At 33.2% G+C, this 24,948-nt stretch carries 31 protein-coding genes; 12 read left to right on the forward strand and 19 right to left on the reverse strand.

From position 1 onward, the window contains the following. The first annotated feature begins 13 nt into the window (after positions 1-13). Both AA076_RS11540 and AA076_RS11545 read left to right on the forward strand, forming a co-directional pair. On the forward strand, positions 14-454 hold the full coding sequence (locus AA076_RS11540; RefSeq protein WP_000951058.1) for a MarR family winged helix-turn-helix transcriptional regulator: 441 nt from the start codon (positions 14-16) through the stop codon (positions 452-454). After that, complete coding sequence (locus tag AA076_RS11545; protein WP_000184419.1) at positions 447-1,658, forward strand: MFS transporter; 1,212 nt, start codon at positions 447-449, stop codon at positions 1,656-1,658. The genes AA076_RS11540 and AA076_RS11545 overlap by 8 nt, the downstream gene beginning before the upstream one ends. A gap of 103 nt (positions 1,659-1,761) precedes the next feature. Here the strand turns inward: AA076_RS11545 and sarV are convergent, their stop codons facing one another. Next, positions 1,762-2,112 (reverse strand): HTH-type transcriptional regulator SarV, encoded by a 351-nt coding sequence (sarV, locus tag AA076_RS11550; RefSeq protein WP_000066900.1) that lies wholly within the window; start codon positions 2,110-2,112, stop codon positions 1,762-1,764. A 125-nt stretch (positions 2,113-2,237) separates the two neighbouring features. Between sarV and AA076_RS15500 the strand changes: the two genes are divergently transcribed. Further along, on the forward strand, positions 2,238-2,408 hold the full coding sequence (locus AA076_RS15500; RefSeq protein ID WP_001790034.1) for a hypothetical protein: 171 nt from the start codon (positions 2,238-2,240) through the stop codon (positions 2,406-2,408). Positions 2,409-2,746: 338 nt separating this feature from the next. Here AA076_RS15500 and moaA read toward each other — a convergent pair whose 3' ends face one another. The 6 genes from moaA to AA076_RS11590 are packed head-to-tail and all read right to left on the reverse strand — an operon-like array spanning position 2,747 to position 6,835. Further along, positions 2,747-3,769, reverse strand: a complete 1,023-nt coding sequence (gene moaA, locus AA076_RS11565) for a GTP 3',8-cyclase MoaA (protein ID WP_000230173.1) — start codon at positions 3,767-3,769, stop codon at positions 2,747-2,749. Between the two features lie 19 nt (positions 3,770-3,788). Beyond that, positions 3,789-4,388, reverse strand: a complete 600-nt coding sequence (gene mobA / locus AA076_RS11570; protein ID WP_000643988.1) for a molybdenum cofactor guanylyltransferase MobA — start codon at positions 4,386-4,388, stop codon at positions 3,789-3,791. Positions 4,389-4,394: 6 nt separating this feature from the next. Then, positions 4,395-4,628 carry a molybdopterin converting factor subunit 1 gene (gene moaD / locus AA076_RS11575; protein WP_000866971.1) on the reverse strand — a complete coding sequence of 78 codons (234 nt, stop codon included), beginning with the start codon at positions 4,626-4,628 and terminating at the stop codon, positions 4,395-4,397. A 5-nt stretch (positions 4,629-4,633) separates the two neighbouring features. Beyond that, entirely contained in the window at positions 4,634-5,080 is a 447-nt protein-coding gene (locus tag AA076_RS11580; protein WP_000808500.1) for a molybdenum cofactor biosynthesis protein MoaE, read from the reverse strand. A 13-nt stretch (positions 5,081-5,093) separates the two neighbouring features. Continuing rightward, the gene (gene mobB / locus AA076_RS11585) at positions 5,094-5,579 is read right to left on the reverse strand and encodes a molybdopterin-guanine dinucleotide biosynthesis protein B (protein WP_000602937.1); all 486 of its coding nucleotides are present in this window, start codon (positions 5,577-5,579) and stop codon (positions 5,094-5,096) included. Further along, positions 5,576-6,835, reverse strand: a complete 1,260-nt coding sequence (locus AA076_RS11590; protein WP_000259718.1) for a molybdopterin molybdotransferase MoeA — start codon at positions 6,833-6,835, stop codon at positions 5,576-5,578. The genes mobB and AA076_RS11590 overlap by 4 nt, the downstream gene beginning before the upstream one ends. Positions 6,836-6,897: 62 nt before the next feature. Between AA076_RS11590 and moaC the strand changes: the two genes are divergently transcribed. Further along, positions 6,898-7,392: a cyclic pyranopterin monophosphate synthase MoaC gene (gene moaC, locus AA076_RS11595; RefSeq protein WP_000134528.1), complete on the forward strand. Its 495-nt coding sequence runs from the start codon at positions 6,898-6,900 to the stop codon at positions 7,390-7,392. 1 nt (position 7,393) lies between these two features. Here moaC and AA076_RS11600 read toward each other — a convergent pair whose 3' ends face one another. From AA076_RS11600 to modA, 5 genes are all read right to left on the reverse strand, one after another. Then, positions 7,394-7,900: a MogA/MoaB family molybdenum cofactor biosynthesis protein gene (locus AA076_RS11600; RefSeq protein WP_000503820.1), complete on the reverse strand. Its 507-nt coding sequence runs from the start codon at positions 7,898-7,900 to the stop codon at positions 7,394-7,396. Between the two features lie 30 nt (positions 7,901-7,930). Then, the gene (locus tag AA076_RS11605) at positions 7,931-8,935 is read right to left on the reverse strand and encodes a ThiF family adenylyltransferase (protein ID WP_000076929.1); all 1,005 of its coding nucleotides are present in this window, start codon (positions 8,933-8,935) and stop codon (positions 7,931-7,933) included. A gap of 169 nt (positions 8,936-9,104) precedes the next feature. After that, the gene (locus AA076_RS11610) at positions 9,105-9,710 is read right to left on the reverse strand and encodes an ATP-binding cassette domain-containing protein (protein ID WP_000913019.1); all 606 of its coding nucleotides are present in this window, start codon (positions 9,708-9,710) and stop codon (positions 9,105-9,107) included. Then, entirely contained in the window at positions 9,711-10,382 is a 672-nt protein-coding gene (gene modB / locus AA076_RS11615) for a molybdate ABC transporter permease subunit (RefSeq protein ID WP_001113093.1), read from the reverse strand. It lies immediately after the preceding gene. Between the two features lie 13 nt (positions 10,383-10,395). Further along, entirely contained in the window at positions 10,396-11,178 is a 783-nt protein-coding gene (gene modA, locus AA076_RS11620; protein WP_000769517.1) for a molybdate ABC transporter substrate-binding protein, read from the reverse strand. A gap of 289 nt (positions 11,179-11,467) precedes the next feature. On the opposite strand from modA, the gene fdhD reads away from it, so the two are divergent. Then, positions 11,468-12,265: a formate dehydrogenase accessory sulfurtransferase FdhD gene (gene fdhD / locus AA076_RS11625; protein WP_001030825.1), complete on the forward strand. Its 798-nt coding sequence runs from the start codon at positions 11,468-11,470 to the stop codon at positions 12,263-12,265. A gap of 171 nt (positions 12,266-12,436) precedes the next feature. Here the strand turns inward: fdhD and AA076_RS11630 are convergent, their stop codons facing one another. The 6 genes from AA076_RS11630 to yut all read right to left on the reverse strand — a co-directional run bounded on the left by AA076_RS11630 (position 12,437) and on the right by yut (position 18,692). After that, entirely contained in the window at positions 12,437-13,207 is a 771-nt protein-coding gene (locus AA076_RS11630) for a GNAT family N-acetyltransferase (RefSeq protein WP_000146745.1), read from the reverse strand. A gap of 71 nt (positions 13,208-13,278) precedes the next feature. Beyond that, a complete protein-coding gene (locus AA076_RS11635; RefSeq protein ID WP_000208733.1) occupies positions 13,279-13,833 on the reverse strand; it encodes a biotin transporter BioY in 555 nt (184 codons plus the stop codon). Positions 13,834-13,953: 120 nt separating this feature from the next. Next, positions 13,954-14,895, reverse strand: coding sequence for a nucleoside hydrolase (locus AA076_RS11640; RefSeq protein WP_000163416.1), 942 nt, complete (start codon positions 14,893-14,895; stop codon positions 13,954-13,956). A 398-nt stretch (positions 14,896-15,293) separates the two neighbouring features. Beyond that, entirely contained in the window at positions 15,294-16,202 is a 909-nt protein-coding gene (locus AA076_RS11645) for an ABC transporter substrate-binding protein (protein WP_000735038.1), read from the reverse strand. Between the two features lie 213 nt (positions 16,203-16,415). Then, entirely contained in the window at positions 16,416-17,570 is a 1,155-nt protein-coding gene (locus tag AA076_RS11650) for an acyl-CoA dehydrogenase family protein (RefSeq protein ID WP_000999205.1), read from the reverse strand. Positions 17,571-17,786: 216 nt separating this feature from the next. Continuing rightward, positions 17,787-18,692 carry an urea transporter gene (gene yut / locus AA076_RS11655; protein ID WP_000691095.1) on the reverse strand — a complete coding sequence of 302 codons (906 nt, stop codon included), beginning with the start codon at positions 18,690-18,692 and terminating at the stop codon, positions 17,787-17,789. Between the two features lie 259 nt (positions 18,693-18,951). On the opposite strand from yut, the gene AA076_RS11660 reads away from it, so the two are divergent. The 7 genes from AA076_RS11660 to AA076_RS11690 are packed head-to-tail and all read left to right on the forward strand — an operon-like array spanning position 18,952 to position 24,000. Continuing rightward, a complete protein-coding gene (locus AA076_RS11660; RefSeq protein WP_001836325.1) occupies positions 18,952-19,254 on the forward strand; it encodes an urease subunit gamma in 303 nt (100 codons plus the stop codon). A gap of 13 nt (positions 19,255-19,267) precedes the next feature. Next, positions 19,268-19,678 carry an urease subunit beta gene (locus AA076_RS11665; RefSeq protein WP_000612128.1) on the forward strand — a complete coding sequence of 137 codons (411 nt, stop codon included), beginning with the start codon at positions 19,268-19,270 and terminating at the stop codon, positions 19,676-19,678. After that, a complete protein-coding gene (gene ureC / locus AA076_RS11670) occupies positions 19,675-21,390 on the forward strand; it encodes an urease subunit alpha (protein WP_000008673.1) in 1,716 nt (571 codons plus the stop codon). The genes AA076_RS11665 and ureC overlap by 4 nt, the downstream gene beginning before the upstream one ends. 12 nt (positions 21,391-21,402) lie before the next feature. Further along, a complete protein-coding gene (gene ureE, locus AA076_RS11675; protein WP_000634589.1) occupies positions 21,403-21,855 on the forward strand; it encodes an urease accessory protein UreE in 453 nt (150 codons plus the stop codon). Continuing rightward, the gene (locus AA076_RS11680) at positions 21,848-22,537 is read left to right on the forward strand and encodes an urease accessory protein UreF (protein ID WP_000565255.1); all 690 of its coding nucleotides are present in this window, start codon (positions 21,848-21,850) and stop codon (positions 22,535-22,537) included. The genes ureE and AA076_RS11680 overlap by 8 nt, the downstream gene beginning before the upstream one ends. Positions 22,538-22,549: 12 nt before the next feature. Further along, complete coding sequence (ureG, locus tag AA076_RS11685) at positions 22,550-23,164, forward strand: urease accessory protein UreG (RefSeq protein ID WP_000002973.1); 615 nt, start codon at positions 22,550-22,552, stop codon at positions 23,162-23,164. Next, a complete protein-coding gene (locus tag AA076_RS11690) occupies positions 23,164-24,000 on the forward strand; it encodes an urease accessory protein UreD (protein WP_000344352.1) in 837 nt (278 codons plus the stop codon). The genes ureG and AA076_RS11690 overlap by 1 nt, the downstream gene beginning before the upstream one ends. Before the next feature lie 188 nt (positions 24,001-24,188). Here AA076_RS11690 and sarR read toward each other — a convergent pair whose 3' ends face one another. After that, positions 24,189-24,536 (reverse strand): HTH-type transcriptional regulator SarR, encoded by a 348-nt coding sequence (gene sarR / locus AA076_RS11695; protein WP_000036076.1) that lies wholly within the window; start codon positions 24,534-24,536, stop codon positions 24,189-24,191. Positions 24,537-24,948 lie beyond the last annotated feature (412 nt).

The raw sequence follows: 24,948 nt of genomic DNA on the forward strand, positions 1-24,948 counted from the left end.
AGGAGATGTCACTATGCTATCACAAGAATTTTTCAATAGTTTTATAACAATATATCGCCCCTATTTAAAATTAGCCGAGCCGATTTTAGAAAAACACAATATATATTATGGCCAATGGTTAATCTTACGCGATATCGCTAAACATCAGCCCACTACTCTCATTGAAATTTCACATAGACGTGCAATTGAAAAGCCTACTGCAAGAAAAACTTTAAAAGCTCTAATAGAAAATGACCTTATAACAGTAGAAAACAGTTTAGAGGATAAACGACAAAAGTTTTTAACTTTAACACCTAAAGGGCATGAATTATATGAGATTGTTTGTCTTGATGTACAAAAGCTCCAACAAGCAGTAGTTGCCAAAACAAACATTTCGCAAGATCAAATGCAAGAAACCATAAATGTGATGAATCAAATTCATGAAATATTATTAAAGGAGGCACACAATGACTAATCAAGGCTCATTAAATAAATCACCTATTTTCACCAAAAGTTTTACAATTAACTTTTTAGTCAACTTTATCGTATACCTATGCATGTATTTGTTACTTGTAGTTATTGCTGGCTATAGTAAGCAAGCTTTCGACGCTTCCGATTCATTAGCCGGATTAGTTGTAGGACTATTTATTGTCGGGTCTTTAATTGGTCGATTTGCTACAGGTAAATTTGTAAATCAAATCGGACCTAAACGATTATTATTTATTGGTTTAATTGCTTTAATTATCACGCAATTACTTTATTTTATTGATGGATCTTTAGCTTTTTTAATCTTTGTACGTCTCATAAACGGTATCGCAACTGCAGTTGTGACAACTGCAACAGGTACTATTGCGGCATACGTTACCCCTGTTAATAGAAAAAGTGAAGGCATCAGTTTATTTTCCTTAAGTTTAGTATTAGGTACAGCGATTGGCCCATTTCTAGGCATGTTACTTATTACAAAATACGCAATTGACTTACTGTTTATTATTTGTGTCATATTAGGCATACTCGGACTCATTATCTCATTATTTATAAAAGTTGATTTCGAAGTAACAAATAACAAAACTGAAACTAATGTCATTGATAAACCAAGATTTAGTATTCATCAATTTATTGCAAAAGAGGCCATTCCTGTTGCTGTAATTATGCTTTTAATTGGCGTTACCTATGCGTCCATCCTAACTTATTTACAAGCATTTGCTTTAGAGCGACACCTAGTCACTGCAGCAAGCTATTTCTTTATTTGCTATGCTATAGCATCGTTAATTACTAGACCTATTGCTGGTAGATTGATGGATGATAAAAATGAAAATATTATTGTCTACCCAGCATTTATCATGCTTTTCCTTTCATTTGTATGCTTAATTTCAAGCTATCAAAGCTGGTTAATATTACTTGCTGGTGCTTGCCTAGGTTTAGGGTATGGAAATTTATCATCTGCAATGCAATCTATTGCGATAAAAGTCTCACCCCCGATTAAATATGGTATCGCGACATCTACTTTTTACGTTGGTCTAGATGCAGGTGTCGGCTTCGGTCCATCATTCCTTGGGTTATTTACTCATATGTTTTCATATAGTGAAATCTTCGGCTTTATGGCCGCTTTAGCAATCATTACTATGCTTGTTTACTTCTTAATTCATGGACGTCATGTAACTAGAAATGCCATGAACTAAATATTTATATTCAAAAATAAAAAGCATGCCAATCTCTATTCATCATTTGTCTGTCCCCAAGACGCAATTATGATGAATAGAGATTGGCATGCTTTTTAAGTTTTTAGTTTGTAACGCTTAACACTTCTATTTCTTTAGTAATTTTATCTAACAATTTCTTTTGAGAAGTACTATAGAAATAGAATACTTGTCTTTCATCCGTTTCAGAACGCAATTTAGAAATAAGCTCTTTTTTATAGATTTTACGGATAATCACATCGATTTTACTTGTATCCCATAGCATTTCAAAATGTAATGTATCCCTCAATTCTTTACCGCTAATCTTTTCAGCTTCATACACTTTAAAAAGGACTACAAATTCTTCAATTGAAATCTTATGTGTTGTTTTTAACCAGTGCTTTAACTGACTTAACTCCCTTTCTGCTTCTATAAAACGTTGAACTTTATTACTCATAATATGATGCCTCCTATGTTTCTTCTTAGATGTTTGTAATTCATATTATTATACAATTACTTAAATTTATTATATATCAAACTTAGCATTTTATCTATTACAAATATTAAATTGCTGGCTATATCTTGTTTAGATTTATATCTTTTGGACAACTTGTTGTTTATTCGACAACATTTATACCTAAAAAAGATATATTACAACTCAATGGCATGGAGTGTGACATCAATGTTAAAGAACCACTAAAGATTTATTATGTAGTGATTCTTAAGAGTGGGATAGAAATGATATTCTCATAAAATTTATTTCGTTGATCCCCAACTTGCATTGTCTGTAGAATTTCTTTTGAAATTCTCTATGTTGGGGCCCCGTTCCCCAACTTGCATTGTCTGTAGAATTTCTTTTTGAAATTCTCTATGTTGGGGCCCCGCCAACTTGCACATTATTGTAAGCTGACTTTCTGTCAGCTTCTGTGTTGGGGCCCCGCCAACTTGTAAAAACTTTAAAAACGATCATTTCTATTAAATCTGGCATAGATATGACCGTTTTTACTTTAATAAATAATATTGTATTTTAGGGAGTAAGACAGAAATATTAAAACATCTCTAATGATTTAATATGTAGTGGTCCCTACACATTAACCACCAATATAATTCATGTTTATCTTTTTACGTTGACGATTGGCAACTGTTTGAGCAGTTCTCTCATCTGAATATCGATCATCTCTTATTTGCCATAAAGCTTTAAATTGTTCTTTTAATTCTTCGTCGGTCACGCCAGAACGAATAAACGCTTTAACGTTAAATCCATCGACAGTTGCAAATAAACATCCGTAAAACTTCCCATCTGATGACAGCCTTGCGCGTGTACATGTAGAACAAAATGATTGTGAAACACTTGTAATCAAACCAAATTGAACACCATTATCCTTATGGCGATAATATTTTGCTACTTCCCCAAAATATTTTGGTTCTACAGGATCGATTTCAAAGTGCTGCTCTATCATTGTAAGCATTTCATCTTTAGTTACAACTTTACTGAAATCCCATCCATTATCATTACCAACATCCATAAATTCTATAAATCGAATCTCTATATGTTTATCTTTAAAATATTCAAGCATTGGTATGATTTGATCATCGTTAATACCTTTTTGTATAACAACATTTACTTTTACATTCAAACCAATAGACGTCGCGTAATCAATTTGTTCTAAAATCGTAGTCGCTTTAATATTACGATTATTGATTGATTGAAATAGCGTATCATCAATAGCATCCAAACTGACATTAATTCTGCGCAGCCCAGCATCATATAACTTTTGTCCATGCTTTTTTAATAACAAACCATTTGTAGTCAAACCAATATCTTCAATACCATCGATTTGATTTAATTTAGCTATAAGTACATCTAAATCCCGTCGCATCAATGGTTCTCCACCTGTAATGCGTATTTTTTTTACACCTAATTCTGCATATACCTTAGCGATTCTAGCCATTTCATCAAACGTTAAAAGTTCATTTTTAGGTAAAAATACGAAATCATCTCCAAATACCTCTTTAGGCATGCAATAATCACACCTAAAGTTACACCGATCTGTCACAGATAACCGTAAGTCACGGATGGGACGTCCTAGTTTATCTTTTATTTGTTCTACCATTTGTGGACCTCCTAACAGCTTACAATTTTTGAATTAAAGCGTCCAAATCATGCTGATAATTTATATTTTTGTACCAATATGAGGGCGCATCTACATCCCTTACATCCAAATAATCCGTTGATAATTCATGATATACATTTTTAAAACTGTAATTATCAGAATGTAGTGCTTTAGTTATAGCGCCTAATGCATTCGGACTATAAAATGCAATTGTTGGAATAAAACGTCCATCTTCTTTAAAAGCTGCGACATCTAAATGATTTTCAATAAGATGAGAAACTAAAAACTGATACAACGTGCTTACAGCTTTACCAGTAATCATTGGTGTATCAACAGAAACGACAAAAAACAATTCTTCTTCAGGATGTTGCTTCATGATTGTATAAATTCCTGCTAATGGACCTTTATCATTATGATTCTCATCATCTATAACAACATTTGGATATTTAAATTGCGTTGCCAATTGCGCATTTGTACTAATAATAATTTCATTGAACATATTTGTTGATTCTAATGTCTTAATTACTCTACTATAAAAGGTCTCACCGTTCACTTCCGCAAAAGCTTTGGGCTTACCAAATCGCACTGAATGACCACCTGCAAGAATTATTGCTTTCATGCTCCCTTAACCTCCACTAACCGGTGGAATTAATGCAACAGTATCATTAGGTTGAATGAAATCCGATTTTTGTACAAATTCCTCATTTACAGCAACTTGAAACTTTTTATTATTGATTTGCGGATAACGTTCAAACAATAAATCTTCAAATTGTTGTACAGTCAATGCTTGTTCAAGCACAATATCTTCCTGTGCTTTTTGTAATATATCTTTAATTTCTGCGAAGTAAAGTACCTTCATCTCTCTTATTCCTCCCTCTTCGCTTCTTCATAATTCCCTTTTTGATGCCCTTGCCATTTTGAACCATCTTCCCAAATTTCTTTTTTCCAAATCGGAACAATTTCTTTTATACGCTCAATTGCATATTCATTTGCTCGATAGGCATCTTTACGATGCGGTGAAGAAACCGCAATTAATACAGCGATATCTGAAATTTGTAATGGCCCTATTCTATGAACAATACTCGTTATCGTTCCAGGCCATTTTTCATTTATTTCATCTCCAATTTGTGCCAATTTCTTTTCAGCCATTGGAATATACGCTTCATATTCTAAATATTCCGTTTTGACGCCTTTAGTCCATTCGCGAACATGACCGGTAAAAACAACTACTGCACCTTGATATTCATTTATAGTGAATTCACGATATTGTTCTGTTTGTATCGGTTCTGTCACGATTTCAAATTGTTTCATTCATTTCAATCCTCTATGTTAATTGTGTATCACAATCATTTTTAATTTTATTTAATAACCATTGCTCAAATGCTGTAAAATCTTCATGCTCCCTTACATTAATGCTATAACAAACATTCGACAATTGTTGTAATACTTGCAACTCTTCTTCATTTCGATAGACTACGACTTTTTCAAAATCAGCATTTTTAAAGCCTTCAACTAATACGATATTGGTGTCAATTGTAACAGATTTTTCAATAATTTGAGTAAGATTTTGATTATCTACACGTGTTACAGTTTGCTGATATTGAAAACCTTGTACAATACTTTGATCTGCCCCCGCTTCAAAATGCTTCATGTGATCGACGTCTGAATCCTGTAATTGAATATCTTCCTTACCATGCCCATGATGTTTAATAGTAGCAACTGTATAACCATGTGACTTTAAGAAAGAGACAATATGCCTCATCAATGTTGTCTTACCAGACTTTTTGTAACCTACAATTTGTAAAATCATAAAAGAAGTTCCTCTTCAGCAGCGTCAGATTCAGTCAATATAATATCTACTGTATGCCCCGCTTTAAAACCACGTGACCCTCCTGGTAACATGACCATACAGTTAGCATGTGCAATCGCTACAACCGCACCTGATTTATTGAATCCTGAAGGTACTACAGTAGCTCCAGCACTTGTTAACGTTGCTTTAGCACGTATAAATCGTGTGAATGGGTTTGCCTTGGTAAAATCTTCCATTAATGTTGCTTTAATTATTTGCGGGAAGACTTCTAGTGCGCCACACATATGTTTAACAGCTGGTTTCACAAATAGTTCAAATCCTGTAAAACAAGCTGATGGATTTCCAGATAATCCAAACAAATACTTTCCATCTACAAATGCAACCGTTGTTACGCTACCAGGACGCATTGCTACTTTATTAAATAACACTTCCGCCTTTACAGCCTTATAAATCTCAGGTAAATAGTCAAAATCTCCAACAGAAACTCCGCCCGTTGTAATAACGATATCATGTTTTTCCATAGCTTCTTTAACGACTTGGATGCCACTATCTAAATCATCTTTTTGTGTTTTGTAAATACCAACTTCAAGACCTAATTTTTCTGCTAAGGCACGAATCATTGGGCCATTAGAGTTACGAATTTTCCCATCTTCTAATACATCATTAACATCTAATAATTCGCTTCCTGTTGCAATAACAGCGACACTCGGTTGCTTAATAACTTTAACCTCTGCATAGCCATATGTTGCAAGGACCGCGATAGCCCCTGGATTAATTACTTGTCCTTTTTTTAGAACAACATCGCCTGTCTTTGTTTCTTCACCTTTTAAAGATATATTTTCATTTTTTGAAAATGGTTTACGAATTGTAAATGTATCTTCTAGTTCAATCGTTTGTTCAAACATAACAACAGCATCTGCGCCATTAGGTATTTGTGCTCCAGTCATAATACGCACCGCTTCGTGATCCCCAACTAATTTATCAGAAACTGAACCTGCACCAATATGATCAATCACTTTAAACTCAATGCGATTCTGACCACTTGCCCCTTGTGAATCAACACTGCGAATTGCAAAACCATCATAAGGTGATTTATCAAACCTTGGTATATCATAAGTAGCTACAATATCTTCTGCTAAGATATGATTTAGACTTTTTTCAAGTGCTACCGTAATTGCCGGCATTGAACTCTGCTGATTAACGATACGTTGAATTGCTTCTTTAACTGGGATTGGGTTTCTTTTTTCTACTACCATTAAAAATCATCTCCAAAACTTTTATTTTTTCATGATATACTAGATGCACTAGGAGGGGTAAAATGACTGAGTTTACTCATATTAATCAACAAGGCCACGCCAAAATGGTCGATGTATCAGACAAACAAATTACAAAAAGAACTGCTGTCGCTCATTCAAGCATTACTGTAAATGAAACTATTTTTAAGCAGATTTCTAATAACACCAATACCAAAGGCAATGTATTGAACACTGCTCAAATCGCTGGTATTATGGCTGCCAAAAATACATCAACACTTATTCCGATGTGCCATCCATTACCATTGACTGGCATAGATGTTCACTTCAGCTGGGATGAAACAAATGCACCCCTTTATACTTTAAACATTCAAACAACTGTCTCTACAACTGGCAAAACCGGTGTTGAAATGGAAGCTTTAACCGCTGCATCAGCAACGGCTTTAACCATTTACGACATGACGAAAGCAGTTGATAAAGGTATGATTATTGGCGAAACCTACCTTGAAAGCAAGTCTGGCGGTAAATCTGGAGATTTTCAACGCCAATCAAATCAATAAATTATTTTGTAAGCTCATGAATCAGATGATTTAATTCTGGTTTAATGAGCTTTTCTAATGCTAATTTAACTGCGCCTGTTGATCCTGGAATCGAAAATATCAATTTATTATTAACTGTACCTGCTACAGCACGAGACAATAATGCACGCGTGCCAACATCTTCAACATAACTCAAATATCTAAACAATTCCCCAAAGCCTTCTATCTCTTTAGTTAAAAGTGGTTTTACTGCTTCAATCGTCACATCACGTTGTGCAATACCTGTTCCACCAGTCGTAATGATGACATCAATATCTTCTTCTAACCACTTCTTCACCTGCGTCGTGATGGCTACTTTTTCATCTTTCACAATTGTATAATGTGCGTCACTCACTTCAACGTCATCTGCTTGTAATAGTTGGCGCACGCATTGACCACCTTTATCTGTATCAAAGTCTCTAGTATCTGATACCGTTAGTACGGCTGCTTTAACTGTACGATTCAATTTAACGTTTTGATGTTCGCCCATAATATTACACTCCTTTTGTCTTATCTTTTTTTATCCAAACAATAAATTCATTAGATGTGTGGCATCTGATGTGCGTGTCATGCCATGTATTAAAAACCTTCCACCTTTAAAAGCAACAATGCGGTGTCCTTTAAATTCAAACATAACCATATACGAATTACTGCGATAATTTAACTGATGTTGTTTTAAAAATTGAACAAGAATGTCGTGTGTAATTGATGCATTTTCATACTGTACAGTGTCTCTACCACACAATGTTGCATAACGTTGTTCATTCTTGTTTAAATACGGATAACTTGGTACATCTCCACAAGTTGTACAGTCTGAACGTTGCATTTTACTGAAACCAAATGAATAATGACTACCTTCCCAAATATCGCCATAAGTTATTTTTGTGTCAATTGGTTGTTCCGTTAATACTTTCATCGCATCTCTTAATTGTAAACTTGTTGCCATCGTCACGGCAGGTTGAATGACCCCTACTGTATCACATGTTAAATTTAATGCTGGCAATTGTGGTACCAAACAGTTAAAGCAAGGTGTTTTACCAGGTATAAATGCAGCTTCTGTATATGTACTCTGTACAACACCACCATAAATCCAAGGTATACGATATTTATATGCAAAATCATTAATCAGTTGTCGTGTTTCAAAGTTATCGGTTGCATCAATAATAACGTCAACGTCCTGTCCATGTGTTTCCAAAAAATAATAATCCACATGGGCAATATAATCATCAATATCAACATCACTACGTAACGCTAGCAAATGCTTTTTAGCTGCAACCACCTTAGGCATCATTTTCAAAGCATCTTCTTCAGTAAACAATGTTTGTCTTTGTAAATTACTAAATTCAATATAATCTCTATCAACAATGATTAGTTTGGCAATGCCTGCTCTAACAAGTCCTTCGGCCACATGTGTACCTAATGCGCCCATACCAATAATCAACGCACATTTTTGATTTATTTTGCTTTGACCTATTTCACCTATTTGTTTAAATAAAATTTGCCTTGAATAACGTTCTTGACTCACATTAAGTTATCCTTTCTTTTTATCATTACTTTCATTATATGACGCGCGTCAATGTCTCTCAAAAAAACTGCCCCTAAAAAAGAGTTTAAAACATCATTAAAATGCTGATAGAAGCATTCACTTCTACAATTTTAAATACGTTCTAAACTCTTTAATGGCAAATAAATGATTACCCAATTGTAATAATTTCATGAGCCATTTGTTCTGCTTCATAGTTTGAATGTGTCACAAATATGATTGGTATTTGCCATTCGTTGAAAATACGTTTAACTAATGTAATACTCTCATCTTTTGTAGTATCATCCAAACTAGAAAAAGGTTCATCTAATAAAATTAAATCTGGTTTCGTGCTAAGTGCACGTGCAAGTGCTACACGTTGTGCCTCTCCACCTGACAATGTCATAGGATATTGTTTCATCAAATGATCAATGTTTAAAGTTTGAATTAATTGATCGATGTGTTCAGATGGTTCAGCCATAAAAGTAATATTTTTATAGACCGTCATATTAGGAAACAATTGGTAGTCTTGAAACAGATATCCAATACGTCGTTGTTGAATTTTAACATTCACGTTTTTTGCCGTATCAGTAAGTAATTGCCCATTCACTTCGATAATAGCTTCATCTGCTTTACGTAATCCGGCAATCATATTTAAAACAGTAGTTTTACCAATGCCAGATGGACCACGAACTGCATAAATTTTTGGTTCAGTATCATCTATATTGATGCGAATTAAAGTGTTCTTTAATTGATATTTCACATTGATTTTAAGCATCTAGTCGACCTCCTTATATTTATCTTTATTCAATAAATTAATTGTAGATATAACCACAATAGAGAATGCGACTAGCACTAATACCCATAACCACGCTTCATTTTCTCTACCTTGTTCCACTAAGAAGTATATTTCTAAAGGTAGTGTATTCGTTTTATTTGGAATATATCCTGCAACCATTAATGTAGCACCAAACTCACCTAATGCACGAGCAAAACTCATCATTATACCTGCTAAAATAGAGCGTTTAGCTAATGGTAAAATTAATTTGAGGAAAATTTTCGTTTCACTTGCTCCCATCGTTCTAGCTGTATTAATCATTTTCGTGTCTATACCTCTGAAGCCTTGCACAGTATGTTGATACATTAGTGGAAAACTAACAATGACAGATGCTATCACAGCACCTGTCAAAGTGAACACTACAGGTAAATGTAGTACATTCGCAAAGAATTGACCGATTGGTCCTCTTGGCGAGAAGATGATTAATAGAATAAAACCTAATACCGTTGGCGGCAAAACAATAGGTAATATCAATAAACTTTCCAATACTTTAACCCACGAACCCTTACGACGATACAACCATTTAGATATAAAAATACCTAAAACCGTTACAATAATCGTACTGATTACAGCAACTCGTATTGATATCCAAAAAGGTGTTAAGTCAGGCATGGATTACAACTCCTTATGCTGCAAAGTGGTATTCTTTTAGTATTTCTTTAGCTTTATCTGATTTTAAGAATTCCATCCACTCTTTTGCTAATTTACTATCTGATGTAGCACCAGCTTCGTATGTGATTGGCTTCTTAAGTTCTACTTCTTTAATTACTTTTACAGTATCAATTTTTTTATTTTGTTTATATAAGTCAGTTTTATACACAAAACCTTGTTTCGCATTACCCTTTTCAACATAATTTAATACTTGTTTTACATCTTTAGCATAAACGATTTTACTTTCGACTTCTTTAAATAAGTTATTGTTATCTAAATACTGTTTCGCATATTTTCCTGCTGGTACAGTTTTCACTTCACCTAATGCTAATTTATCATTGTCTTTTAAGTCTTTTACTGAAGTGTAATTTGAATCTTTATCACCAATTAATACTAGACTATTTTTCGCATATTTATATGTATCATGCGCTTTATTCTTGTCTTTTAATGCATCTACATCTTTAGTATTTGCAGACATAAATACGTCAACAGGTGCGCCTGATTCAATTTGTTTTCTTAATGCCCCTGATCCACCATAGTTAAATTTAATATCAGCATTTTTATGCTCTTTTTTAAATTCTGAAGCTAATTTCTTGGTTACATCTGTTAAACTTGCTGCCGCTGCAACTTGAATCTCTTGTTTCTTACCATTGTCTGCGTCATCTTTTTTACTTTCATTATTATCGTTAGAATTAGAGCAACCAGCTAATACTAAAAGCATTGCAATCACAACAGCAAATAAACGTTTCAATTTCATTGAGTGAACCCCCATTTTTAATAATATTTACATTTTCATTATACACTTACTATTATATTTGAAAAGAACCGTTGCCTGTTTATATATTGATTCAAACAATTGTCAAATTTGCATAAGATTGATATTTATTAATTGATGCCCTAGTATGTATATTCTCGAATTCAATTTAAATCAAACAGATTGCTCGCTATTAATTTTTATCAATCAAATTTCAAACTTAAGCAAATATGTTAAAATTTTAAGCAAATTGCTTTAAAATAAAGTTTAAGCTAATTAAAGGGGTTAGATAATGAACAAAGATGTATCTTTAGGTCAACCAATTGTTAGATATGAAGATGGAAAATTATTCAATACAACAGATCAATATGTGACAGAATTTCCACTTACAATTATGGTGAATGGTGAAGAATTTGCGACTGTTATATGCAGTCCAACAAACCTTGAGGAGTTAGTCATTGGATTTCTGGCTTCGGAAGGTGCCATTTTAAAGCGAGATGAATTAAAATCTGTACTGATTGATGATAGTAAAGGTTTTGCCCATGTTGAACTTAATAAAGATTTAGGCGATCGCTTTCAATATTCCACAAAACGAATGATTGCATCTTGTTGCGGAAAGAGTCGTGAGTTTTATTTTCAAAATGATGCTGCTATCGCTAAAACATCTATGTCTAAAATCACTTTAACTCCAATGCAAATTATTAACATGATGACTCGATTACAAAGTGCAAGTCATATTTACCAAGAAACAGGTGGCTTACATAATGCTGCTATAAGCGATGGTTTGACATTTTTTGTACATCGACAAGACATTGGTAGACATAACGCTCTAGATAAATTATATGGATTTTGTATTCAGCGACATATTACTGTCCGAGATAAAGTATTAATTTTTAGTGGACGTATTTCATCAGAAATTTTAATTAAAGCCGCAAAAATTGGTGTTGGCGTCATTTTATCTAAATCAGCTCCGACAACGCTTGCTGTAACCTTAGCTAATGACCTAAATATTACGGCAGTTGGATTTATTCGAAATGGTGGCTTTAATATATACAGTCATCCAGAACGTATCATTGATTCTGAACAATAACATATTCATTATAGTGTGTCATAATGAACGATATTCTACATGAATCAACAATTTAAACGCACTATTTTTATAAGTATAAGTAGCTCAAAACAATTTAAAAAGCAGTAAGTTGATTTCTACTCGAAACCAGCTTACTGCTTTTTTATTCTAATACAAACCTATCATCAATCGTTAATTTCCAATATCTTCTTTTAATATTTGATAACAAAACGATTGATAGACATAACCTTGCTTTGCATACATATCTTTTGCTGTATCTTCACCATCTGCAACTAATATGATTGGTTTGTGATTTTTTGATATGGCGTATTCACCTATCAACGATTGAATTGTAGATCCAATTCCTTGGTGCCGAAATTGTTCTAATACACCAAATCCATCTAATTCAATGTAATTTTCACTTTCAATGACATCTACAACGCCAATAGGTTCATTATTTAAATAAGCTACTAAGCGTTTAATCACATCTTTTTGATAATGTTCCCTTACCATTTCTTCATGTGCATCTGCATAGTCTTTTCCAAATGGCAAACTAAACTGATATGCAACTTTTAAATAGGCATCTATATGCGACTCGTCAACGATGGCAATTTCAACGTCAGAGTTACGCGGCAAATTGGCAAGCGCATCACTTTCTATGGCATACAATTCCATAATACCTAGTTCAAAATTCATATCTTTAAACATAGCCATCCAATGATTATCAAGTTGTTCATTTTCCGGGAAACTAAACGCATAATGATTTGAACCTTGATTTGTATGTAATTGATGTTGACGTTCTAAGTCTTTCAGCCATCGCTCTTGGGTAGGCGTCTTTTTATATATCCATGTGTTACTTGTGTATCGTTGTGGAAAAGAAGGCGTTAAATAAATCAACTGCTCGTCGTCATTTTCAAATATAGTGCCGTTACAATATATATCTGACATACTTATACTAGCCATTGACACCTACTCCTTTCACTTTTATAAATTTCAAAGCAACTTATTCAATTACTTTACTATCTTAAATATGATTATTTTATTCCCATAATTTGACGAAACTGCGAGTGATTAAGTAAAGCTGTACCAATCAAACTTGCTACAATTGCTTTTAATATATCACCAGGCAAATAAGCTAATGAAATTGAAATAGCTTTCGTAAATGGTATGTTAATAATCATGCCCATAATCAATGTACCAATAACATCTAATGCTATAACACCAAAAACTAAAATACCAACGAATAAAATCCAGAAATTAATTTCATTGATGAATCTATCTCGAATCGCCCCAATCATGAATGCTACAACTGGATATAATAGTAAAAACCCTGCTGAAGGACCTGCGAATACACCGATGCCACCGCGACCACCTGATAACAATGGCAAGCCAGCAACTACTAATAATAAAAAGACGATAACACTTAATGTGCCATATTTACGTCCTAAAATCGCACCTGCTAAGAAAATACCAATGTTTTGAAGTACAATTGGTACTGAAGAAAATGGTAGTGGAATTACCGGTACCAATCCTAAAATAGCGATAATCGCTGTCATTAAAGCTGTATATACTAACTGTTTTGTTGTCATTTTTTACTTCCTTTCGTATTTCATGACCATTATTATAGCACCATTGTAAACTTTAAGAAATGAAAAGTTTACAATAAGTTGTTCTATATAAATTAAAACCTTAATTATTCTACACAGCTGTTAATTTACTTTTTTAGCAAGTGCAGTTATATAATCAAAAAATGCGTTGTTATCTACATGATTTATGACATTAATTTTGCGCCCATCTTTACACTCAAATGTCTTACCTTGACTTGGTCCATAACTTATTACATCGACTTTTTTCTCAATTGAATGAACCAAGTCCTTGTTACCAATATAAGCAGTCGTTAAAACATCCCATAAAAAGTAAGTAGAATTTGTTATAAAGTGTGTTAATGGTGGTACCGCTGCATAACTTACTCCTAAAAAATCAATGCCCGTATATTGGCGTTCATTCGCCCATCTTTGTCTAACATCTAACGTTAGCGGTACTTGATTCGTACTTTCTAAAGCAACCATATCAATCTCTATATCGCTATCAAAAACAATTTTAACCGCTTCTGGATCCCAATATGCATTCCATTCTGCAGAACCATCATGCTCAGGTTCTTCAACATTTCCTTTTGGTAAAAAGGTGCCACCCATCCAAACTAATTTTTCTATATACTGAACGATAGATGAATCTTTTTGTAGTGCTTTTGCTAAATCTGTAAGCGGGCCTGTAAATAATAATGTTACTTTTTCTGATTGTCTCTTTAAAGTTTGAATAATGTCTTCAAAGGCTTCTTTGTCGCTCACATTTGAAGCAACATGTTTGACTGGCTCATTTAAAATTGGCAATGCGTCCATAAAAAAGGCATGCATACGCCATTCTTTAGGAAATGGATTTTTTCCTCGTTCATATGATGGCGCAACTTGAATATCTTCATTTGAAAAACGATTAATAATTTTTACTGATGCGCTCAAAGATGGCTCTAAATAACAATCAGCACCAATTGTACTGACCCCTATCAATTGAACGTTTTCCATTTGTAATAATAAAAATAGAGATACTAAATCATCTACACCACCATCGTGGTTAAAATAAACTTTCTTAGTCACTCGAAATCCCCCTTACATTTCATTTTCCATTAACAATATTATGTTTTTATAAAACGTTGTTATATATCTTTCTACAAAATCATAACATTCTGTTGTAATCCTTTTAAACCTCTTCTTTAATTGAAAGCCATTCCCTGATATCCCTTCCATAAAGTATGCACTAAAATAATTATGATATAACTTATTAATAAAGAGATACATTGAGCTATTTTCTCAGGTATACTACTTTAGCTATAATAATACTAATCTATCATTAATTAAATTGAACGATAACAACGGCACTTATTATTTAAAAAAATACAAATATCTAACTTTCTAGCTATAAAAATAAGAGCCTAATACAATATCAAAAGATTGATATGTTTCAGACTCTCATTTCACTAACTTATATAGCTGAATTATTTTGCAGCTTTAATTAATTTTTCTTTTAAATCTTTACGCATGAAATCTAATGTATAAGGATCGTTGTACCAGTATGTACCAGCATCAACTTTAACAATATGTCCTTCTTTAGTAGCTTTCAAATTCTTCCACATGTTTGTTGATTCGTATCCTGGTGTAGGTTTACCTTCACTTGTACTCACAATGTAATCACCAGCATATTTTTCAATTTCTTCTTGTTTCACTTCAGCCCAACCTGCTTTTGCAGTTAACTTTTGTTGTTCTGGTTGCATTTTCAAACCAAATGCTTGATATAATACTTCTCCACCACGACCCCAGTTATCGCCGTAAGTGTATAATTTTTTATCAAATTCATCAAACAATGACACTGTTGCATCTTGTCCAATTGCTTTTTTAATTTCTTTACCGTCTTTAGCAGTTGTTTCTTCCCAATCTTTCTTCCAAGCTTTTACTTTATCTTCTTTACCAACAATTTTCCCTAACATTTCTTGTTGTTCTAAATATTTATGCTTATTATAGTCAACAACTACTGTTGGTGCTACTTTTTGATATTTTTTAATATCTTTGTCAGTAGAGTATACAATAATTAAATCTGGCTTTTCTTTAGCAACTTTTTCTACATCGCCATCACCAATTTTTGTAACACCTTTAAATTTATCTTTTAATACTTTGCTTTGATCGACTTGTTGATTTACAGCTACAATGTTTGCACCTAATTTTTTAAGTCCACCAGCATATGTTGGCGCAACTACTGCAATGCGTTTAGGGTCTTTCGGAATATCTACCGTTTTGCCATCGTCCATTTTATAAGATTTAGTTTCAGCTTTGTTATTTTTTTCACCTTGGTTCCCACACGCAGCTAACACTAATAACATAATTATTAATGGTAATAATAGTTTTTTCATAATTTCCTCCTATTGAAAATGATTATCAATCATTCAAAAATTATACAAGATTGCATATACATTTACAATAGCTAGTGTTATTTATTTTTTATTTTCGCAAAAAATTTAACAAAATATCTTAACATCCCTATAAATCCCCACAAAAAAAGGGTAAATCCGAACGTCAAATTTCATCTCTTTATGCCAATCAACGATCGATTTACCTTTTAAAATTTAAAATGTATCTGTAATACTCTTAGCAATATTTGTATATGCTGCATCTTCCATAGGTGGATTGTGTAATCCTGCACGCATGTCACGATAGTAACGTTGTAATGGTCGATTCATTTCTAAGCTTTTAGCACCAACTATTCTCATCGCTAAATCAATCACTTCAAGCCCTTGATTCATTACCATCACTTTACTCGCACTTGTTGGATTTCTTATCTGACTGTCATCTTTATATTGTTGATACCCTTTTGCTGTACTCCATAAAAATTGTCTCGCACATAACAATAGCGTTTCCATTTTCCCTAAATTTTGTTGCACAGTTGGCAATGTTGCAATCGTTCCTTCAATACTATTAGGGCTATGTTGGATTGCAAAGTCTACAGCATAATTTCTAGCAGCTTGTGCTATACCTAAATAACAGCTTGGTATATGCAATATCCAACCATTTGGCGCTTTACTTTTCTCTGTTTCCACTAAATGTTTTAATGGTACTTTTACATCATTTAATATTAAATCATGACTTTCTGTCGCTCGCATACCTAATACGTCCCAATTATCGGCAATTTCAACACCAGGCAAATTCCTGTCTACTAAGAAAAAACCAACACTTTCTAATTCTTCTATATAAGCAGCAACAATAATATGTGTTAGTGCTTTACTCATTGATGTATATGTCTTCACACCATTTAAAATATACCCATCATCAGCTTTAACAGCATGTGTACTTGGTCTTCCCCCTCTTGTTGGACTACCCATTTCAGCTTCACTAACTGCTCTATTAACTAATGCACCATTATTAATTTCAACAGCAAATTGCTCCAACATATCTTGAGACCATAATTTCTGTTCATAAATTTGTCCTACGACACTCACATGCCAACCAATAGATAATGCTGTGGCACCATCAAGTTCGCCTAAAAATGATTGCAAAATAACCATGTCTTCTATGGTCGCACCTTCACCACCATATGCTTTTGGTAACGTTAATTTTCCATAACCTTCTTTAATTAACCATTCAATATTTTTATATGGAAATTGGCTATGTTGATCATTATATTCAGCTTTAGCCTTAAATGTATCTCTAATTACTTTGAATTTTTCAATCCATTTTCTTTGAATTTCCGTTGTTATTAAAAAGGAATTATCCATATCATTCATATTAGTCACCCCACACAACACACAATATAAATTATTTATTCCTAGTTTAACACTCGACTTTAAAAATAAAAAGGAACGTGCTGTGAACAATTAAAAGAAAACTGATAATTCGATTAAGTATGCACTTAATTTTATCCATAAAAATACACCTTAAACTATACAATTCGCTGTATAGTTTAAGGTGATATTCAAACAATATTAGGTTTGATTTAACTATCAAGCATCTACTTTGTCATGTTTAATACCAGCAAATAATAAAATCCATGTCACGATAATAAATGGCAATGTTAATGCAGGTAAGCCAAACGGTTCAAGCAATGTTGTTGTACCTAGTTGCACCACTACTGTTAATAACACACCTAAAAAAGTCGAAATATAAGGGTTAATCGCTGTTTTAAATGTATATCCTAGTGCGATTGCCATTAATACAAAGTTATAACCGAATAATCCCTGATTAATATCATCATAATTACCACCTAATAGAGCTACAATGATAAAGCTTAACAAACTAGCTATAACAGCTAAGAGTGTTGCTTTTCTTGATGCTATCAATATGCCGATTAAAATACATACGCCACCAATTACACTCGCTTCGATAAATACTTGACTGAATCCTTCAAATAATGACTGAATGAAATGTATTCTATCATTGTTGCTAAAATTAACCGTTTCAATGTTTTGAGGCATTAACTTTAACGATGTATCTACAAATTTAACCTGTCCTGAAAGTAAAATTGTAAACCAAGTCACAATGACAAAAGGCATCGTCAGCATCGGAACTTTATATGGTCTTAAAACTTCTCTCACTGCAGCAGCAACTGGTAACGTTAATAAAGTTGCTATCATTGTTATAACAATATCTAATCCTGACTTATCTAAAAAGATTGTTAACGCAATGGCAGTTAGCACTGGATTAAATCCAGCTAACCCATCATTAATCTCTGCCTCACTATAATTTATAAAACGCGCAAAAGTATAGGCGATGATGCTACCTACAATAGCCGCTAATCCAATTGTCCAATCGGCTACAAATAATCCTATTAAGATAAATAATCCTGTCCATTTATTACTAATTAACACAACCTGAGATATATTTTTCAAAAGCACATCTATTATCTTCAAATCTTTCACCTTTCCTTTGAATCATTACTCATTAATATACTACTATTCTATGAAAAGTTATATTAAAAACTATTTTGGTTTTTACATAAATATATTCCACTATTTGTTTTCGATTAGATTGTTTGCTTCAATATCGGATATGCTAAAAATATAATTTTCTAATTACACATTGAACTTTGTATATTACTTGTTTATCACAACAATTAGGATTAATATAAATTTTGTAAATTGTATCTAATATGAAATTGGGGGTTTTAATTTGCATTTTACACAACGAGAGCAAGACAAATTAATGATTGTAGTGGCGGCGGAAGTTTCACGTCGTCGTAAAGCACGTGGTTTGAAACTAAATCATCCTGAGGCATTAGCTTTAATCAGCGATGAATTATTAGAAGGTGCACGCGATGGTAAGACCGTTGCAGAGTTAATGAGTTATGGTAGACAAATTCTAAACAAAGAAGATGTCATGGATGGTGTCGAACACATGATTACAGATATCGAAATCGAGGCTACGTTCCCCGATGGTACTAAGTTAATCACAGTACATCACCCTATTGTTTAAAGGAGGCAGTCAAATGATACCAGGAGAAATTATTACAAAAAGTACAGAGGTTGAAATTAATAACCATCATCCTGAAACAGTTATCGAAGTTGAAAATACAGGAGATCGACCAATTCAAGTGGGCTCACATTTTCATTTTTATGAAGCAAATGCAGCATTAGATTTCGAACGTGAAATGGCATATGGAAAACATTTAGATATTCCAGCTGGAGCAGCTGTTCGATTTGAACCTGGGGATAAAAAAGAAGTTCAATTAGTTGAATATGCTGGCAAACGTAAAATTTTTGGTTTTCGTGGTATGGTCAATGGTCCTATCGATGAGTCACGTGTCTATCGCCCAACTGATGAAAATGATGAATATGCAGGTGTATTCGGAGATAACGGTGCTGAAAACGTGAATAAAAAAGGAGGAAAAAGATCATGAGCTTTAAAATGACGCAAAATCAATATACGAGCTTATACGGTCCAACTGTTGGAGATTCCATTCGTTTAGGTGATACGAATCTATTTGCTCAAATAGAAAAAGACTATGCGGTTTATGGTGAAGAAGCTACTTTTGGTGGTGGTAAATCTATTAGAGACGGTATGGCGCAAAATCCTCGTGTAACACGTGATGACGTGAACGTTGCAGACCTTGTCATTTCTAATGCCGTTATTATCGATTACGATAAAGTGGTTAAAGCTGATATAGGCATTAAAAATGGTTATATTTTCGCCATAGGTAATGCCGGCAACCCAGATATAATGGATAATGTCGACATTATTATAGGTTCAACAACAGATATCATTGCCGCTGAAGGTAAAATCGTCACTGCTGGTGGTATTGATACTCATGTTCATTTTATTAATCCTGAACAAGCAGAGGTCGCATTAGAAAGTGGTATTACGACTCATATTGGTGGTGGTACTGGTGCTTCAGAAGGTTCTAAAGCAACAACTGTAACTCCAGGTCCATGGCATATTCATAGAATGTTAGAAGCTGCCGAAGGTTTACCGATTAATGTCGGTTTTACAGGTAAAGGACAAGCAACAAATCCAACTGCACTCATTGAACAAATCAATGCCGGAGCAATTGGATTAAAAGTACATGAAGACTGGGGTGCAACACCATCTGCTTTGAGTCATGCATTAGATGTTGCTGATGAATTTGATGTTCAAATTGCATTACATGCAGATACTTTAAATGAAGCAGGATTTATGGAAGACACAATGGCTGCTGTTAAAGACCGTGTACTTCATATGTACCATACTGAAGGTGCTGGTGGCGGTCATGCGCCTGATTTAATTAAATCCGCTGCATTTTCAAATATTTTACCTTCATCTACAAATCCAACTTTGCCTTATACACATAATACTGTAGATGAACATTTAGATATGGTAATGATTACTCACCATTTAAATGCGGCTATTCCTGAAGATATCGCATTCGCAGATTCACGTATTCGTAAAGAAACGATTGCAGCAGAAGATGTTCTGCAAGATATGGGTGTATTCAGTATGATTAGTTCCGATTCACAAGCAATGGGCCGTGTAGGTGAAGTAATTACACGAACATGGCAAGTAGCACATCGCATGAAAGAACAACGTGGTCCTTTAGATGGTGATTTTGAACATAATGATAATAATCGCATCAAACGTTATATCGCTAAATATACAATTAACCCAGCAATTACACATGGTATTTCTGAATATGTAGGATCTATCGAGCCGGGCAAACTAGCTGACATTGTCTTATGGGACCCAATTTTCTTTGGGGTTAAACCTGAATTAGTTGTAAAGGGCGGATTAATTAACTCTGCCGTAAATGGCGATGCAAATGGTTCTATACCTACATCTGAACCGATGAAGTACCGTAAAATGTATGGTCAATACGGCGGAAACCTTACAAGTACGTCAATGACATTCGTGTCTAAAACTGCTTATGAAAATGGTATCAATCGTGCATTAAATTTAAAACGCATGGTGCGTCCAGTTAAAAATATTAGACAATTATCTAAAGCAGATATGAAAAATAACAGTGCAACACCTAAATTAGACGTTGATCCACAAACATATGAAGTATATGTAGATGGAGAAAAAATTACAAGTAATGCAGCAACTGAGTTACCATTAACTCAAAGATACTTCTTATTCTAGGAGGAACATAGAATGATTGTTGAAGAAATCCAAGGCAATATTGCCAATTTGTCAAATTCAGAAAAACAAAAGCACGTCGAAAAAGTATACCTTGAAAATTCAGATCTTGTTAAACGTATTCAAAGAGTCGTTACAGACCATGGCACTGAAATAGGCATTCGTTTAAAACAACCTATTGACTTACAATATGGAGATATTTTATACGCAGATGACCATAATATGATTATTGTGGATGTTAATTCAGAAGATCTTTTAGTGATTCAACCAAGAACATTGCAAGAAATGGGAGATATAGCCCATCAATTAGGAAATCGTCATTTGCCAGCACAATTTACAGAGACTGAAATGCTAGTACAATATGATTATTTAGTTGAAGATTTATTAAAAAGTTTAGGCATCCCATATGTTCGAGAAGACCGTAAAGTTAATAAGGCTTTCAGACATATAGGGCATTCTCATGATTGATCATACACACTTAAGATTATTTCAGTTCTGTGATTCACAGTTTCCAACAGGTGCTTTCAGTCATTCATTTGGTCTTGAAACATATATTCAACGAAATATAATTCATGACGATCATACTTTTATTGCTTGGTTAAAAATGTTTTTACAAGAGCAACTTACCTATTCTGATGGTTTAGCCATGCGTTTAGTTTATGATGCATTGGAAAATGATGATACACAAAAAGTATTACACATAGATAAACTGATGTTTGTTCAAAACTTACCTAAAGAAACACGTGTTGGTGCAAAACAAATGGGGACTCGCATGGTTAAATTGGCTTTAGAACTTTATAATAGCCCATGGATTGCTTGGTATCATCAACAAATGCAAGATAAGAAAGCAAAGTTAAATCCAGCTATTTGTTTTACTATGCTAGGCCATCATTTAGGTGTAGATATTGAAACGATTATTGATTACTATTTATATCAAAATGTTTCAAGTTTAACTCAAAATGCTGTTCGTGCTATTCCACTTGGACAAACTGCTGGTCAAAAGATAGTTACTCACATGATTCCTTATATAGAAGGAACAAGAAAGCAGATTTTCGAATTAAAAGAAGCAGATTTTGGCATGACAGCGCCTGGTTTAGAACTAAATCAAATGGCGCATGAGAACGTCAATGTTAGAATTTTCATATCATAGGAGGTTATAATTGTGGCAAATCCGATTAAAATTGGTATTGGTGGTCCTGTAGGTGCAGGTAAAACACAATTAATTGAAAAAGTTGTAAAACGTCTTTCAAAAGAAATGAGTATCGGCGTTATTACAAATGATATATATACAAAAGAAGACGAAAAGATATTAGTAAATTCAGGAGTTCTACCTGAAAGTCGTATCATTGGTGTTGAAACTGGTGGATGTCCTCATACTGCGATTCGTGAAGATGCATCTATGAACTTTGCAGCAATAGACGAATTATTAGAACGTCATGACGATATAGAACTAATTTTCATAGAATCTGGTGGCGATAACTTAGCAGCAACATTTAGTCCAGAACTTGTTGACTTTTCAATATATATTATCGATGTTGCTCAAGGTGAAAAGATTCCACGTAAAGGTGGTCAAGGTATGATTAAGTCAGATTTCTTTGTAATTAACAAAACTGATTTAGCTCCCTATGTAGGTGCATCATTAGAACAAATGGCTGAAGATACTAAAGTATTTCGTGGTAAACGTCCATTTACTTTTACTAACTTAAAAACCGACGAAGGTTTGGATGAAGTTATCGATTGGATTGAACGCGACACTTTACTCAAAGGATTATCATAATGGATGAACAACAATGGACTGGGCAACTTGATTTAACAGTGTTTTTCGATGGCAATCGATCAGTATCAAGAGATATTTTCTTTGAAAAAGCACTTAAAGTGATACGTCCAGTTTATCTAAATCAATCTACCATTCCTACATTTTATATAGTAAATGTAGGTGGTGGCTATTTAGATGGAGATCGTTACCGTATGAATGTGAATGTCGAAGATAACGCTAAAGTGACATTGACATCTCAAGGTGCAACAAAAATATACAAGACACCTTCCAATCATGTTGAGCAGTATCAAACTTTTAATTTGAAAGATAACGCATATTTAGAATATGTCGCTGATCCAATCATCGCATATGAAAATGCTAAATTTTATCAACACAATACGTTCAATCTCAATAATTCTAGTTCATTATTTTATACTGATATTTTAACTCCTGGTTATTCAAAAACTGGCGAAGCCTTCAAGTATCAATATATGCATTTAATAAATGAAATTTATATTGAAGATGAGTTAGTCACATATGATAATTTATTATTGAATCCTAATAAACAATCGATCAATGAAATAGGTTATATGGAACATTACTCTCATTATGGCTCTGCTTACTTCATACACGAAGATGTTAACCAAAAACTAATCGATTCAGTTTATGAAACCATTAGTTCTTATAGCAATACATTCGATTGTCGTGTTGCTATTTCTCAATTGCCTACACATGGTTTTGCAGTTAGAATTTTTGCTTATCGCACACAAATTATAGAGAAAATACTTGGAACCATCCAAAGCTATATCGCAGAAAATATTTATGATCGTAAACTTGATTTTCTAAGAAAATATTAAAATAAAAAGACTAGTGTACCTTGTTTCAAGCTTAATAAGCTGAAATAAGGTATGGCTAGTCTTTAACTTTAATTAAAGCATCTTCAATATTTAAATTTTAAGTTAATTTTATGTCCCAATGCTGAATAAATAACTTCGTTTTAATAAATTGTTATCGTTCAATGTTATTAAACGCAATTAACCTTGATTTAATTTTTAATGTATTCTTCTAATTCTGAAATCAGTTTTTGAATATTTGCTTTTTGTGTATCTGTAACATAAACAATAACTGTTCTTTCGTCTTGTAAACTTCTTTTCTTTGATAACAATTTTAAATCTTTTAGCTTTTGTAAAGCTTTAGTTAAATAGTAAGGTTTGAACTCTGAGCACTTAGCAATCTCTTTAGATGAGATTTCGTTAGACTCACTTCTTAAAATATGATTTAAAATATAAATTTCTTCATAGTTCAAATTGAACTTCTTTTTTGTATCTCTGAAAAACTTCTTAACTTGAAATGTTGCGTTGACTAAATCATTAATGTCATTAATTTTACTCATTATTAAACCACTCCTCTGATGCACATCTTGTTGTAGCAAGGTTCACATGTAATTTATTAAATCGAAACTCTATCCAACTATGTTATAAAGTTCATTCTAAACAAATAAGTATAAAAATTCAATATTTTTATTACTAGAATATGGTTAAATACATTTATTTCTTATAATAATTTGATGTTTAAGATATTTTGCCAAATTGAAAATTATTAGTCTGAATATTTTGTATCTTAACTGATATGTAAACTTTTAAAATTTTAATCTATATCAACGTGTTTGATTTGATATTTTTTATATTAATTGGATGGCTTGCTCACAAAATTTATAAAATATAAAAAAAGAAGAGCTTTAAATCATAACGCATGCCATTTATCTTTAAATGCAATGAGTTATCATTCAAACTCTTCTTATCAAC

This window comes from Staphylococcus aureus (genome assembly GCF_001027105.1).
GTDB classification, from domain to species: Bacteria; Bacillota; Bacilli; order Staphylococcales; family Staphylococcaceae; genus Staphylococcus; species Staphylococcus aureus.

Excerpts from the sequence above, each read along its gene's own strand:
- modB (WP_001113093.1), bottom strand. The coding sequence starts at position 10,382 with ATGCCTGACTTAACACCTTTTTGGATATCAATACGAGTTGCTGTAATC.
- AA076_RS11635 (WP_000208733.1), bottom strand. The coding sequence starts at position 13,833 with ATGACAACAAAACAGTTAGTATATACAGCTTTAATGACAGCGATTATC.
- AA076_RS11545 (WP_000184419.1), top strand. The coding sequence starts at position 447 with ATGACTAATCAAGGCTCATTAAATAAATCACCTATTTTCACCAAAAGT.
- moaC (WP_000134528.1), top strand. The coding sequence starts at position 6,898 with ATGACTGAGTTTACTCATATTAATCAACAAGGCCACGCCAAAATGGTC.
- AA076_RS11540 (WP_000951058.1), top strand. The coding sequence starts at position 14 with ATGCTATCACAAGAATTTTTCAATAGTTTTATAACAATATATCGCCCC.
- moaA (WP_000230173.1), bottom strand. The coding sequence starts at position 3,769 with ATGGTAGAACAAATAAAAGATAAACTAGGACGTCCCATCCGTGACTTA.
- AA076_RS11600 (WP_000503820.1), bottom strand. The coding sequence starts at position 7,900 with ATGGGCGAACATCAAAACGTTAAATTGAATCGTACAGTTAAAGCAGCC.
- AA076_RS11590 (WP_000259718.1), bottom strand. The coding sequence starts at position 6,835 with ATGGTAGTAGAAAAAAGAAACCCAATCCCAGTTAAAGAAGCAATTCAA.
- AA076_RS11580 (WP_000808500.1), bottom strand. The coding sequence starts at position 5,080 with ATGAAACAATTTGAAATCGTGACAGAACCGATACAAACAGAACAATAT.
- AA076_RS11610 (WP_000913019.1), bottom strand. The coding sequence starts at position 9,710 with ATGCTTAAAATCAATGTGAAATATCAATTAAAGAACACTTTAATTCGC.
- modA (WP_000769517.1), bottom strand. The coding sequence starts at position 11,178 with ATGAAATTGAAACGTTTATTTGCTGTTGTGATTGCAATGCTTTTAGTA.
- AA076_RS11665 (WP_000612128.1), top strand. The coding sequence starts at position 19,268 with ATGATACCAGGAGAAATTATTACAAAAAGTACAGAGGTTGAAATTAAT.
- ureC (WP_000008673.1), top strand. The coding sequence starts at position 19,675 with ATGAGCTTTAAAATGACGCAAAATCAATATACGAGCTTATACGGTCCA.
- mobB (WP_000602937.1), bottom strand. The coding sequence starts at position 5,579 with ATGATTTTACAAATTGTAGGTTACAAAAAGTCTGGTAAGACAACATTG.
- fdhD (WP_001030825.1), top strand. The coding sequence starts at position 11,468 with ATGAACAAAGATGTATCTTTAGGTCAACCAATTGTTAGATATGAAGAT.
- sarR (WP_000036076.1), bottom strand. The coding sequence starts at position 24,536 with ATGAGTAAAATTAATGACATTAATGATTTAGTCAACGCAACATTTCAA.
- AA076_RS11680 (WP_000565255.1), top strand. The coding sequence starts at position 21,848 with ATGATTGATCATACACACTTAAGATTATTTCAGTTCTGTGATTCACAG.
- AA076_RS11630 (WP_000146745.1), bottom strand. The coding sequence starts at position 13,207 with ATGGCTAGTATAAGTATGTCAGATATATATTGTAACGGCACTATATTT.
- AA076_RS11645 (WP_000735038.1), bottom strand. The coding sequence starts at position 16,202 with ATGAAAAAACTATTATTACCATTAATAATTATGTTATTAGTGTTAGCT.
- AA076_RS11650 (WP_000999205.1), bottom strand. The coding sequence starts at position 17,570 with ATGAATGATATGGATAATTCCTTTTTAATAACAACGGAAATTCAAAGA.
- sarV (WP_000066900.1), bottom strand. The coding sequence starts at position 2,112 with ATGAGTAATAAAGTTCAACGTTTTATAGAAGCAGAAAGGGAGTTAAGT.
- AA076_RS11690 (WP_000344352.1), top strand. The coding sequence starts at position 23,164 with ATGGATGAACAACAATGGACTGGGCAACTTGATTTAACAGTGTTTTTC.
- moaD (WP_000866971.1), bottom strand. The coding sequence starts at position 4,628 with ATGAAGGTACTTTACTTCGCAGAAATTAAAGATATATTACAAAAAGCA.
- mobA (WP_000643988.1), bottom strand. The coding sequence starts at position 4,388 with ATGAAAGCAATAATTCTTGCAGGTGGTCATTCAGTGCGATTTGGTAAG.
- ureE (WP_000634589.1), top strand. The coding sequence starts at position 21,403 with ATGATTGTTGAAGAAATCCAAGGCAATATTGCCAATTTGTCAAATTCA.